12 protein-coding genes are annotated in these 13479 nt (G+C 44.2%); 6 read left to right on the top strand and 6 right to left on the bottom strand.

Annotated elements, in window-relative coordinates:
- Positions 1-22: 22 nt before the first annotated feature.
- Positions 23-868: a carboxylating nicotinate-nucleotide diphosphorylase gene (gene nadC, locus BLP85_RS13220; protein WP_092820607.1), complete on the bottom strand. Its 846-nt coding sequence runs from the start codon at positions 866-868 to the stop codon at positions 23-25.
- A 175-nt stretch (positions 869-1043) separates the two neighbouring features.
- On the opposite strand from nadC, the gene ampD reads away from it, so the two are divergent.
- The gene (gene ampD / locus BLP85_RS13225) at positions 1044-1622 is read left to right on the top strand and encodes a 1,6-anhydro-N-acetylmuramyl-L-alanine amidase AmpD (protein WP_092820609.1); all 579 of its coding nucleotides are present in this window, start codon (positions 1044-1046) and stop codon (positions 1620-1622) included.
- A gap of 72 nt (positions 1623-1694) precedes the next feature.
- Positions 1695-3245, top strand: a complete 1551-nt coding sequence (murJ, locus tag BLP85_RS13230; protein WP_171259720.1) for a murein biosynthesis integral membrane protein MurJ — start codon at positions 1695-1697, stop codon at positions 3243-3245.
- 175 nt (positions 3246-3420) lie between these two features.
- Here the strand turns inward: murJ and BLP85_RS13235 are convergent, their stop codons facing one another.
- Complete coding sequence (locus BLP85_RS13235; RefSeq protein WP_092820613.1) at positions 3421-3579, bottom strand: DUF1328 domain-containing protein; 159 nt, start codon at positions 3577-3579, stop codon at positions 3421-3423.
- A gap of 191 nt (positions 3580-3770) precedes the next feature.
- On the opposite strand from BLP85_RS13235, the gene BLP85_RS13240 reads away from it, so the two are divergent.
- Positions 3771-4223, top strand: coding sequence for a YcgN family cysteine cluster protein (locus tag BLP85_RS13240; RefSeq protein WP_092820615.1), 453 nt, complete (start codon positions 3771-3773; stop codon positions 4221-4223).
- 128 nt (positions 4224-4351) lie between these two features.
- Here BLP85_RS13240 and BLP85_RS13245 read toward each other — a convergent pair whose 3' ends face one another.
- Positions 4352-6517 carry a sensor domain-containing protein gene (locus tag BLP85_RS13245; RefSeq protein WP_092820618.1) on the bottom strand — a complete coding sequence of 722 codons (2166 nt, stop codon included), beginning with the start codon at positions 6515-6517 and terminating at the stop codon, positions 4352-4354.
- A gap of 294 nt (positions 6518-6811) precedes the next feature.
- Here BLP85_RS13245 and BLP85_RS13250 point away from each other — a divergent pair, with 294 nt between their 5' ends.
- Complete coding sequence (locus BLP85_RS13250; RefSeq protein ID WP_092820620.1) at positions 6812-8086, top strand: replication-associated recombination protein A; 1275 nt, start codon at positions 6812-6814, stop codon at positions 8084-8086.
- A gap of 284 nt (positions 8087-8370) precedes the next feature.
- Here the strand turns inward: BLP85_RS13250 and purC are convergent, their stop codons facing one another.
- From purC to dapA, 3 genes are read right to left on the bottom strand one after another with little or no spacing between them, the layout of a single operon-like run.
- The gene (purC, locus tag BLP85_RS13255) at positions 8371-9090 is read right to left on the bottom strand and encodes a phosphoribosylaminoimidazolesuccinocarboxamide synthase (protein ID WP_092820622.1); all 720 of its coding nucleotides are present in this window, start codon (positions 9088-9090) and stop codon (positions 8371-8373) included.
- Positions 9091-9126: 36 nt separating this feature from the next.
- The gene (locus tag BLP85_RS13260; protein WP_092820624.1) at positions 9127-9732 is read right to left on the bottom strand and encodes a lipoprotein-34 precursor (NlpB); all 606 of its coding nucleotides are present in this window, start codon (positions 9730-9732) and stop codon (positions 9127-9129) included.
- Between the two features lie 13 nt (positions 9733-9745).
- Entirely contained in the window at positions 9746-10645 is a 900-nt protein-coding gene (gene dapA, locus BLP85_RS13265; protein WP_092820626.1) for a 4-hydroxy-tetrahydrodipicolinate synthase, read from the bottom strand.
- 718 nt (positions 10646-11363) lie between these two features.
- Between dapA and mhpT the strand changes: the two genes are divergently transcribed.
- A complete protein-coding gene (gene mhpT, locus BLP85_RS13270; protein WP_092820629.1) occupies positions 11364-12569 on the top strand; it encodes a 3-(3-hydroxy-phenyl)propionate transporter MhpT in 1206 nt (401 codons plus the stop codon).
- 229 nt (positions 12570-12798) lie between these two features.
- Positions 12799-13443, top strand: coding sequence for a bifunctional nicotinamidase/pyrazinamidase (pncA, locus tag BLP85_RS13275; protein WP_092820713.1), 645 nt, complete (start codon positions 12799-12801; stop codon positions 13441-13443).
- Positions 13444-13479: the final 36 nt, after the last annotated feature.

The raw sequence follows: 13479 nt of genomic DNA on the forward strand, positions 1-13479 counted from the left end.
TTATTGAGTTGAGCGGGGGAGATCAAGCATTAAAACGCATGGATAAATCCACGGCTTTCACGTCTTTGGTCAACACACCCATCGAAATATAGTCCACACCTGACGTTGCCACTTCACGTAAGTTTGCAATGGTAATATTGCCCGATGCTTCCAGCTTGCAACGACCGGCAACATGCTTCACCGCATCAATCATTTGCTGCTGGCTGAAGTTATCCAGCATCACGATATCCGCTTTTGCTTCTAAAGCCTGGTTCAGCTCATCCCAGGTTTCCACTTCCACTTCCACCGGTTTACCCGGTGCGATGTTATGTGCTTTGGCTATCGCCTGAGCAATCCCGCCCGCGGCCATAATGTGGTTTTCTTTAATTAAGAAGGCATCGAATAAACCGAGGCGATGGTTCTGACCGCCACCAATGGCCACGGCATATTTTTGTGCAATACGTAAGCCCGGCAAGGTTTTACGGGTATCCAGCAATTTGGTATTCAAGCCGTCAAGTTCTTTGACATATAAAGCAGTTTTGGTCGCTACAGCAGAAAGTGTTTGCACAAAGTTGAGGGCAGGGCGTTCCACCGTGAGCAGGCTGCGTGCAGAGCCGGCCAGTTTTAAAAAGGCTTCATTGGCGTTTACGCGGTCACCATCATTTTTTAGCCAGGTCACCTGTACTTTTGGATCATAGGCCTGAATCAGGGCATTGACCCAAGGCTGACCGGCCAGCACCATGTCTTCACGGCTAATGATGGTTGCTGTGGCCTGTTCATCTTCAGGGGTTAATAAAGCGGTGATATCCCCTTCGCCAATATCTTCTTGTAATGCTTGCTGAATGTTGATTTCGATTGATTGTTCAAGCAAAGATTGAGATATGCTCATCAGTATTTCCGTATCTTTTTTAACCCATGAAAGTTGCGCGTTATTTTAGCATTGTTCATTTAAAAGAACTGTTTTTTTGCAGCAATTTTATCTGGGGAATTTGAGATTTTAAGTTTAAAGTTTTAGGATTGCGCTAAAATCATCAGCTTATGTGAACAGGACTCAGGATCGGCATATGCAACAGGCACCCTTTTTTCAGGTCATCGACGGTCAGTTAATCGGTGCCAGGCAAGTAGCTTCCCCCAATTATAATCAGCGTCCCGAACATACTGAAATTCAACTGGTGGTGGTACATAACATCAGTCTGCCACCGTCACAGTTTGGTGGGGGATATATTGAACAGTTTTTTCAGAACCAGCTGGACTGGTCACAGCATCCTTATTTTCAAAGCATTGAAGGTATGCAGGTTTCTGCGCATCTGCTGATTTTACGCAGTGGGGAAGTGCTGCAATTCGTGAATTTCAATGATCGGGCCTGGCATGCCGGACGTTCCACTTACCTGGGTAAAAAAGAATGTAATGACTATTCCATCGGCATTGAACTGGAAGGCAGTGATGATTTGCCCTTTGACGAGGTGCAATATGCAGTGCTGGCGCAAGTGACGGCTGCATTGCAGGTGGCTTATCCAAAAATTCTACAACATTTGGCCGGCCACTCGGACATTGCGCCTGGACGTAAAACCGATCCAGGCCCATTTTTTGACTGGGTCAAATTCAGAACTTTATTGCAGCAGCATAAAATCCATCAAGAATGAATGGGCTTTATGATTAAACAACGAAACTCCCTGTGGAGTTTCATTACAATAGCGACTTAATTTTTTCACTGGGTGGTTACGATGGCGCTTTGGCGATCGACCTTTATTGTTAGTACAATGACCATGTTGTCTCGGGTGCTGGGCTTGGTCCGAGATGTGGTGTTGCTGAATGTGTTTGGTGCGGGTAAAGATTTCGATACCTTTGTGGTGGCCTTTCGTATTCCGAACTTTTTCAGGCGCTTATTTGCCGAAGGGGCATTCTCGCAAGCGTTTATTCCGGTTCTAACTGAATATAAAACCACGCGCACTCATGCAGAAGTGCAAATTCTGATTAGTCGGGTCTTTGGCTGTCTGGCCACCTTTATGACCGCCCTGACCTTTATTGCCATGATTGCAGCGCCGGCCGTGCTATATATCTATGCACCCGGTTTCCATGACGACCCGGAAAAATTTGCCCTAGCGACGGACATGTTCCGCCTGACCATTCCCTATCTGCTGTTTATGTCTTTAACGGCTTTTGCCAGCAGCATCCTGAACAGTTACGGTTCTTTTTCAACACCGGCTTTTTCGCCGGTATTATTGAATATCACCATGATTGCAGGTGCGTGGTGGCTCACGCCCTATATGGCCGAACCGATTATGGCACTCGGCTGGGCGGTGGTGATTGCCGGTATCTTGCAGCTGGTGATTCAGATTCCAGAGCTGTGGCGCAAAAAACTGCTAATTCCACCTAAAGTGGATTTCAAGCACGAAGGTGTGGAACGCATCATGAAATTGATGCTCCCGGCACTGTTTGGTGTTTCGGTCACGCAAATTAACCTGCTGTTGAATACCATTTGGGCATCCTTCATGCAGGATGGTTCGGTATCGTGGTTATACAGTGCCGAGCGGATGACGGAATTGCCTTTAGGCTTAATTGGTGTGGCGATTGGTACCGTGATTTTACCTTCGCTGTCTGCACGTCATGCCGAACAGGATCAGGCCAAGTTCCGTAGCATGATTGACTGGGCTGCCAAGGTGATCATGCTGGTCGGTATTCCGGCCAGTATCGCCTTATTTATGCTGTCTACGCCAATTATTCAGGCCTTGTTCCAGCGTGGGCAATTTACCTTTGAAGATACGCAAATGACGGCTTTGGCCCTGCAATGTATGAGTGCCGGGGTGATTTCCTTCATGCTGATTAAAGTCTTTGCCCCAGGTTTTTATGCCCAGCAAGATACCCGAACGCCGGTGCGTGTGGGCCTGATGGCGGTAGCCGCGAATGCCATTTTAAACGTGGTGTTTATTGGTTTCTTTAAGCTGATTGACTGGCATGCAGAGCATATGGCTTTGGCCTTGGCTTCTTCCGGTTCGGCACTGGTCAATGCCGGCATGCTGTATTTCTATTTGCATAAACGCAATATTTTCCGCTTTGCCGGACACTGGAAAAAGCTGTTTCTGCAATATGCGATTGCCAATGCCGCGATGGTTGCTGCACTGTGGTATGGCTTGACCTTGTACAATGGAGATGTATCGCAGTGGATGCGGATTCTGGAAGTGATTGGTTTGTGTGTCGCCGGTGTGGTGGCTTATGCCATTGGTTTATTGGCCACAGGTTTTAGACCCCGTCACTTACGCCCTTAATTTTGAGCTTACAACTCTCCACAGCCAGATAAGTTAGATAAAAAGATAGCTAACTTTGATTCGGTTTTTTTGAGAGGTAGATGATAGAAAGCTGAAGCAAAAAACGGATATAAAAAAGAGCCTGAACAGGCTCTTTTTTTGATTAAGTGAGATGTTTTTAACGGAGGTTATTCAACTAAACCCTTCCACGAGAGAGGAAGCCGACGATTGCCAGAATAACGGCAATGACGAGTAAAATAATCGCAAAATCCTTCGATAATCCTGCGACGCCAGCAAAACCGAGTAGACTCGCAATCAGTGCAATCACTGCAAAAATAATCGCCCAACGGAACATAAGCTTTCTCCATGTGTTGTTATTTTCAAAGTAGATTCAGTATAGGGGGGGATAATTTCCAACAGTGTTATGCTTATGTTTAAAAAATGTTCACTTTGACAGCAAATATATGATTTGAAGTAAAAATCATATTCCTACATTGTGAACTTGAACACGTTATAATAAGCAGCTTCTTTTAATTTCTCACTGTTATGACTGAACAATTGCGTCCACAATTCTGGAAAAAATACGCTTTAACTGAACTTAATCCTGCCGAATGGGAGGCATTATGTGATGGTTGTGGTCTCTGCTGTTTAATCAAGCTGGAAGATGAAGAACTGCAAGAAGTCGCTTATACCAAGGTGGCTTGCAAACTTTTAGACTGCCAGACTGCACGTTGTAGCAATTATGAGCAGCGACTTGACCATGTGCCGGATTGCATTCAGCTGACACCAGAAAAGTTAGATACTATTCACTGGCTGCCGCCGAGCTGTGCTTATCGCCGTTTAAAAGAAGGCAAGACTTTACCTGCCTGGCATTATTTAAATACCGGAACACGTGACAGTGTGATCAAGGCGAGAAAATCGGCAGCCGGCCGCTGTATTTCCGAAACGCAAGTCAATGAAGACGATCTTGAAGAATATATTGTGCGCTGGGTGCGTTAATTGCCTGTTCATCCTCCTGTCAGCTTCGGCTGAAATCACCTGAAAACCTTAATCCTCGACAGCTAATAAAGTCACTGCCTGAGCCTGTAAAGTAGAGGAGGACTGCAAGCATGAATAAACTTGAATGGCTAAGCAGAAGAAATGAGGGGCTGAGCGGCATCAGCCACAGGATTTAATAAGGGGGTGGCTTCCTGAAAGATCAGGGGATGATAAAAATAAAAACCTTGCCCGGTAGAACAGTCGCAAGCTTTCAGCACTTCAACCTGCTCTGAACTTTCAATGCCTTCGACCAGGATATCTAAGGCAATGCTTGCGCCGATCTGGCTGATGGCCTTCACAATTGCTAAATCAGAAGGGTTGTCCGGTATATTTTTAATAAAATTTCGATCAATCTTTAGGCAATCAATCGGATAATCCCTTAATCGGGTCAAGGAAGAATGACCGGTCCCAAAATCATCCAGTGAAATTTTCAGACCGGATTGTTTTAACAGGTTCAAGGCACGGATGACATAGTCGGAACCATGCTCAGAAAGACTTTGTTCGGTAATTTCTATTTCAATCAGAGGGTGGGGAATCTTAAATTGAGCAAGCCGGTTTAACAGGGTTTCTGCATAATTGTCCCTTAAGAATTCAACCGGTGCCGCATTGATGGAAATGGGTAACAGTTTCAGGCCTGCTTCCTGCCACTGGCTCATATCCTGAAAGACTTTGAGCTGAATAATTTCGCTGATTCGCGTGGCCAGTTCATAATCCTGAAAAGCGCAAGAAATGTGCAAGGGGAGTTGGGTTTGATCTTCTGCATCCTGCCAGCGCAGCAACGCTTCAAAACTGGTAACTGTTCCGTCTGCGAGCTTGACCTTGGGCTGGTAGACTGGAAAAATTTTATCGTGCTGTATAATTGCCCGCGCCAGCGAAAGCTGTTTGGTGGTGAGTGCGATGCTGTTAAACATGGTACTCGTAAACATTCGAATACCGCCACGGCCACTGATTTTAAGATCATTCAGCGCTACATCGGCACAGCGTAACAAGGTTGAGCTATTTTTTGCATCACGCGGGTATATGGCACAACCGATGCTCATTCCGCCATTAATATATTGCCCGGCATAACAGATCGGCTTATCCAGTTGCTGGCGTGCTATTTGTGCAATGTTCATCAATTCAGCCTCATCACGCAGATGTGGCACGATAATCGCAAATTCATCACCGCCCAGACGTGACACCATGACTTTTTCATTAAAACAGCCACTTAAGCGCTGACCAAGAATCTGGACTAAATAATCGCCTGCACTATGACCCAAGATATCATTGATATGCTTGAAATAGTCTAAATCAATCAGCAAAAAACCAACAGATTCTTGTTGATGCTGGGCATTTTGAAGGGTCTTTTTAAAAATTTTATGGAATGCACGACGGTTATATAAGCCAGTCAATTCGTCAAGTTCAGTCACCTGTTGCAGATTTTTTTCCGCCATCTTTTGTTGGGTGACATTCCGGGAAACACAAAGAATACTTTGGGTCGAACCATCCTCATTCAGTATGGGAGTTAACATGGTATCCCAATATTGCGGAGGCTGACCGGCAATGATGCTGATGCCATCAAAACGCGCATTTTTTCCCGTAGAGGCCTGTTTTAATGCGTGTTGTCCCGAATGCTGAATGGATTCGGGCAGTAAATTTAACCAGGACATACCCAACTTATTTTCATTGACCGGTACGCCTAAGGCGAGACAACTGGAACGGTTCATATGGGTCAACTGACCCTGTGGTGTTAAAAGCTTGATGCAGTCTACGCTGGCATCCAGCATTTTGCCCTGTACAAGCACTTGCTGATGCAATTCGCTATGCTTTAAATAATGATCATGAATATCTGTGGCAGTGATCATCCATTCAATATTATCTAAATGTTGTGCCGGTTGAACGGAAACCCGGCAAACCCGGTAATCCTGTTGATGGTGTTGAATACGGCATTCGTGTTCGAAGCCTTGTTGAATGTGCAAGGCATTTTGCCAAAGTACCTTAAAGTTCGGGTAATCTTCAGGATGAATGAAGCTTTGACATTCATCATTATGCGATAAATTGACAGGGCTACCGATGTAGTCACAAATTGCCTGATTATAATAATACTGGTTCTGTTTGTTCTTGACCCAGACCAGCTGGGGTAATTGATTAAGGATATTTTGGATAATAATGTTTTCGGCAGATAATTGAGTTTGAGGGGTTTTAATGCACTGCTGATCGGGTGTTTGGCCATCCTGACTGAAAGGTTTTCGCTTGTTTTTGAAAATATATTCCATAAAGCTTACCCATTTAAATAATCAAAATGCTTAAAAGTGTGATTTATTTCACACAATAATTATATCCGTGAACATACAAAAGGAGAATGATTCGGTTTGTATCTCTGATGGCCTGCTTGTTTTGGATAAGCCACTTTACTCTATTTAAAAGTAATTCACGTAAAATATCCATCATGATGATGGATATTTTTTTTTAAAATAACAGTATGATTTTTTGTAAATCACTTGATTTGAAATACGCGATATTAAAATTACATAGTAGACTTGTTTTAAGTACAGCAAAGAAATAACAAGATGTCCGAGAGCCATATTCCACTCCCTGAACGCCTTCGCCCACGTGACTTGTCCGAAATTATTGGTCAAGATCATCTTTTGGGAGCAGGTGCACCCTTACGTCAGATGATTGATCAGGGACATTTGCCTTCCATTATTTTTTGGGGACCACCGGGAGTCGGAAAAACCACCATTGCTTTGCTTTTGGCTCAAGCGGTAGATCGGCCATTTATCAGTTTATCGGCACTCAATACCGGAGTAAAAGAACTGCGTGAAGTAATTGCCGAAAGTGGCGATTTACTGACCCCGGTCGTGTTTATTGATGAAATTCATCGTTTTAACAAGTCACAGCAAGATGCCTTATTGAATGCGGTGGAAAAAGGCAAAATTACCTTAATTGGAGCGACCACAGAAAATCCATCTTTTGAAGTGAACAATGCCTTGTTATCGCGTTGTCAGGTGTATACCTTAAATGTGCTGGATGACGAGGCAATTAAGACCTTGGTGAATAAGGCGATTCAGCAAGATGCATTTTTAAAAGAACGCTATATTCAAATTGAAGAATACGAAGCATTACTGCAATTTGCGGCTGGAGACGCACGTAAAGCACTTAATTTATTAGATTTAATTGCCAGTACCTTTGAACCGGAACTGGAAAATAGCATTACCAATGCCATTGTCGTGAGAGTAGCCCAGCAGAACATTGCCCGTTATGACAAATCGGGTGAGCAGCATTATGACCTGGTCTCTGCCTTTATTAAATCCATCCGCGGCAGTGATCCGGACGCCGCCTTGTACTGGATGGCGCGCATGCTGAAAGGTGGAGAAGATCCGGTGTTTATTGCCCGCCGTATGCTGATCGCAGCTTCGGAAGACATTGGCAATTCCAACCCCAATGCCTTGCTGCTGGCAGGCGAATGTTTCCGCTCGGTACAGGCGGTGGGCATGCCGGAGTGTCGTATTATTCTCGGCCAGTGTGCAGTGTATTTGGCCACCAGTGCCAAAAGTAACAGCACTTATCTGGCCATCAATAAGGCCTTAGATTTAGCAGAAAAAACGGCCAATCTGCCTGTGCCGCTACATTTACGTAATGCCCCAACCAAATTGATGAAAGAGCAGGGTTACGGGGTGGATTATTTATATCCGCATAATTACCCAGAGCATTTCGTACTGCAAGAGTATATGCCTCCTGAATTAAAAGGCACCAAGCTCTACGAATCTGCACGGAACAAGCGTGAAGTTGAAGGAGAAAAACTGCAACAGCGCCGCTGGATGCAACAGCAACAACAGCAGTAAAGTAAGTAAAAAAAAACCCCAATCCAGAGCACGGATTGGGCTGAAAATAGGATGTCTTAGGGGAGATACATCCTGGAGGGTAAACTAAAAATCTGGGTCGTTAAGCAGGAGTTTATAAAGCCATTGACTTCAATCTTTTGCTACCTGCTATGTAAGATAGATTAAGTAAAAAAACCAATATTGTAAAAACGATCATTTTTATTAACTAAATCTGTTTTCTCGATTTTTGAAGATATAAAAAAACCGGGCAGTTTAGCCCGGTTTTTTAAAATTCGATGAACGAATTAGATATCAGAAAGGTCGATACCCAAACGTGCAGCAACTTCTTCATAAGCTTCAACAACACCGCCTAAACCTTGACGGAAACGGTCTTTGTCGAGTTTCTTCTTGGTGTCCTTGTCCCATAAACGGCAACCGTCTGGAGAGAATTCATCACCCAGCACAATACGGTCGTGGAACACACCGAATTCAAGTTTGAAGTCTACAAGTAACATGTTACCTGCATCGAACAGACCTTTAAGCACTTCGTTCACTTTGTAAGTGAGTTCTTTCATTTGAGCCAATTGTTCAGCAGTTGCCCAACCTAAAGCAATCGCTTGAGATTCGTTCACCATTGGGTCGCCAAGCGCATCATCTTTGAAGAACAGTTCGAAAGTAGGTGGAACAAGTTCTTTCCCTTCTTCTACACCTAAGCGACGGCATAAAGAACCCGCTGCATAGTTACGCACTACACATTCAACCGGAATCATTTTTAATTTTTTCACTAAAACTTCAGTCGGAGAAAGAAGTTTTTCAAAGTGAGTTTCAATGCCGGCAGCAGCCAATTTTTCCATGATGAAGGCGTTAAAACGGTTGTTCACCTTGCCTTTACGATCCAGCTGTTCGATTTTTTCGCCGTTAAATGCAGAAGCATCGTCACGGAAAACCAGGATAAGGTGATCTGCACTGTCTGTTTCATAAACAGATTTGGCTTTACCAGTATAGAGCAAGGTTTGTTTCAACATGGGGGAACCTTTTTCAAAAAAAAATGCCTAGTACGACTAGGCTGGCCAATTTTGGTAAATCTGGGTTAACAGTTCTGCAGCTTTTTCTTTGTCTGCAAAGCTGTTATCGGCATTGAATACAGCTAGGTTGTTACTTGTGCCTACAGAGCTTAGTCTTAATACATAAATCTGCTGATCAATCTTAATGGTTACTTCGTAACGATTTTTGCTTTGACCAACAATGCTATGGTTGAGGCTGCTGAGGGTGGCAAGTGTGTACTGCCAAATTGTAGCAGAATTTCCGTCTATTTTGAGCAGTGGATTTTGGTTTCCATCACGAACCAGCTGTGGACGACCGATATTTGTGCTGTCCTGTTGAGTATCAGCTGCAGTATTCTCCTGAGCCTTGTCAGGACGGGGCAGAGCAAAGCGGTTACCACGCTTGTTTTCAAGCTGGGGTGCATGCTCAATCGCCAGCGGGTCAATTGTTGGGGCAGGATACAACGGCGTTGCCGGGCGAACCATTGAACCTTCAGGATATTTCAGAGGCTCAAGGGTTGTTGTATTTTTATAGTCCAGTGAACCATTGCTGATTCCCATTGAACTACAACCCGCTAAACTGAATGCTGAAAGTGCAAGGGTTAAACCGAAACGTAATTGCATAGTGTTGTGCTCTTTATTTAATGACACCCGCAGCGTTGAGTGCTTCACGCAATGGGGTGCGATATTGTTCTGCAAGAGGAGTTAATGGTAAGCGAATACCGGTACCAATTAAGCCCATTTCATGGAGTGCCCATTTCACAGGAATTGGGTTAGATTCACAAAATAAAATATTGTGTAAATTTGCAACTTTATTATTTAAAGCTTCAGCACCTTCTGTATCACCTGCAAGTGCAGCAGCACAGATCAGGCTCATTTCTTTTGGTGCGACATTGGCAGTGACAGAAATGTTGCCTTTGGCACCCACACCCATGAGCTGGTATGCCGTAGCATCATCGCCAGAATAAACGGTCATGTCTTTGCCGGCTAATCCTTCAATAAGTTCTTTGCCACGAGCAACGTCGCCAGTCGCATCTTTAATGCCGACAATTTGCGGAATGTCAGCCAGACGGATCACGGTTTCATTCAGCATGTCCACGCCGGTACGGCCCGGAACATTATACAGAATTTGCGGCAAATCAACGGCTTCAGCAATCGCTTTGTAGTGCTGATATAAACCTTCCTGGGTAGGCTTGTTGTAATAAGGCGTAACCAGTAATGCGGCATCTGCACCGAGCTCTTTTGCTTCTCTGGTGAGCTCAATGGCTTCATGGGTCGAGTTTGCACCAGTGCCGGCAATAATCGGAATGCGTTTGTTGGCTACACGGATGATTTCTTTAATCACCCGGGTATGTTCAGCCATGCTTAGAGTTGATGCTTCGCCTGTGGTCCCTACAGCCACAATACTGTTGGTGCCTTGTTCTATATGCCACTCAACCAGCTTTTCTAGACCCTTCCAATCTACGCTGCCATCTTCAAACATTGGGGTGACGATTGCGACAATTGAACCTTGAATGATCTGTGCTTGCTGAGTCATTTTAAAAAATTATCCTATTTGGCCATCCGGTCAGGTAGAAAAACATCAATTTGGATGGTTACGTATTTTGATTTATAGCCAATTCAATGCAATTGAATAATGCTTATGCAAATTATGAACGAACAAGCGGTGAAGAACAATATGCTTTAGTCAAACCATCTAAAAACTTTATGAAAAGCAAGTGAAAAATCTAACAATTAAAAAGCCAGATAATTTTTTAAATGGATATGTCCTGAAATGCTTATCCGCTTTAATCACTCAAGATCACTTTTTTGGACTGTAAAAATGGCGACTTATATTTCAAAAAACTATACTGAGCCCAATCAACTCGCCAATTCCGGGTAAAAACCTCAGAATTTAAGATTTATTAAAGATCAGTATAGACTTTAAAGCTATATAAAATAGGCATTTAATCCATCAAAATAATTATTCAAAACTACCAGAATAATTAATAAAAACTATTAATCTATTTTAACGCTTTTCGCATAAGATGATTTTTCAGAATTGAAATGATAAGGGGCATGTTGATTTTTTGTGTGTGGATTAAACTTGATTAAGTGCTTTTGCGACTATGTGTGTTGGTATCGAAAAGTTTTAAATTTCCCGTATTTTTGTCAATAAACTGTAGATTCTTCCACTTATTGGTAGTTATTTGAATGTCCAGACTCATGGATGATGGCCTTCTTTTTAGTAACGCTGATTGAACAAGGATAATCCAATGGAAAAATCAGATAATAAGCATGCCATCGTCACGGTAGCGATCTGTTTTCTGATTGCTGTGATTGAAGGTCTGGATATTCAGGCAGCCGGCATCGCCGCTGCAGGTATTCGTGAACATTTTGGTCTCGACAGCTCTCAGTTGGGTGTGTTTTTTAGTGCAGGGATTCTGGGGTTATTACCAGGTGCACTGATCGGTGGCCGACTCGCTGACCGGATTGGTCGTAAAAAAGTGTTGATCTGGTCGACAGCAACATTTGCCGTATTTACTTTATGTACGGTTTGGGTGAACAGCTTTAACACGTTGCTGGCCGTGCGTTTCCTGGCGGGTGCCGGTCTGGGTGGTGCGATGCCAATTCTGATCACGCTGGCATCAGAAGCCGTGTCTCCAAAAAACCGTGGTCGTGCCGTGGGCCTGATGTACTGTGGTATGCCGGTCGGTGCAGCAATTTTGTCTTTAATTGCCGCCACTGAATTCGGTGCGAACTGGAAGAATGTGTTCTACTTGGGAGGTTTATTACCAATCTTGGTGATTCCACTGATGATGGTATTCCTGCCTGAATCGAAAGAATACCTGAAAGCGCAGAACAAAACTGCTGCTGAACTTGCTGCTGCACCGCAAGGTTCATTCAAGGATCTGTTTAACTCCGATAACCTGTTACGCACAATTTGCATCTGGGTGAGCTACTTCTTCACGCTGATGGTAGTTTACATCATGCTGAGCTGGTTGCCATCATTGTTTATGGAATTGGGCTTTACCCGTAAAGACGGTTCAACTGCACAGTTCTACTTCATGGTGACTGCGACCATCGGTACGATTATTCTGGGTATGTTGACCGACCGCTGGAAAAAAGCCTACGTGATTCTGTTGATGTACGGCGGTATTTTGGCAGGCCTATTGGCATTAAACGGTGCAAACTCGCTGAACCAGATGTATATGGCTGCAGCATTAGCCGGTGCCTTCGTGATTGGCTGTCAGGGTGTACTGTACGCTTTCGGTAGTATCGTGTATCCAACCGAAGTACGTGGTACCGGTGTAGGTGTTGCTTCTGCAGTAGGCCGTATTGGCGCAATGCTGGGTCCTGTGATTGCAGGTCAGTTACTGACTGCAGGCTTCGGTGCAGCAGGCGTTATTACCGCAGCGATTCCCTGTATCATTATCTCGGCAGTATGTATGCTGATCCTGGTCAACCGCACCAAAGTGTAAAGATAAAAACATTTCAAAAAGCCTGCATTTGCAGGCTTTTTTGTTTTCATACCCGCTCTGGATGAGGCAGCAAGAATGGCTCCCTGTTTCACTACTCGCTTTGAACAAGCCGAGTCAGCTGATGATTTTTATCCGAACCGGCAGTCATGCTATTTTTAGCCCCAAGGCTAAAAATCTGCTCCGCTTTTAGGCTATGCTTGCTCGCAAACTCAGATTGCAAGGGATGAAAATAATGCAGAATGCGGCTTTGATTGTTGTAGATGTACAAAATGGTTTTACCCCCGGTGGCAACTTGGCTGTGGCCAATGCGGATCAGATTATTCCGAACATTAACCAATTGGGGCAGCATTTTGACAATATTGTCATTACCCAGGACTGGCATCCACAGAATCATGTGTCATTTGCTGAAAATCATCCAGCAAAGCAACCGTTTGAAACGATTGAACTGGATTATGGCACTCAGGTGCTGTGGCCTACACATTGCGTACAAGGTACTGCTGATGCAGAACTCCATCCTGACCTCCATTTACCGAAGGCACAACTGGTTATCCGCAAGGGCGCGCATGCCCATATCGACAGCTATTCAGCCTTTTTGGAAGCAGATCAAAAAACCACAACCGGTTTGGCCGGCTATTTAAAAGAACGCGGCATTGATAGCGTTTTTATTGTCGGCATTGCCACTGATTTTTGTGTGGCCTGGACGGCAATAGATGCCAGCAGACTGGGATTTAAAACCTATGTAATTTCCGATGCCACCAAGGGCATCGATTTGCACGGTTCATTGCAACATGCCTGGCAAGACATGTTGGCAGCCGGAGTAAAGCGTATTCTGGTTAAAGATATTATTCAGCCACAGGCAGCATCGACAGTTTAATCCGGGAAAATATCCGTTTTTGCTGCTGAATATGGT

Source organism: Acinetobacter kookii, from assembly GCF_900096895.1.
Classification (GTDB): domain Bacteria; phylum Pseudomonadota; class Gammaproteobacteria; order Pseudomonadales; family Moraxellaceae; genus Acinetobacter; species Acinetobacter kookii.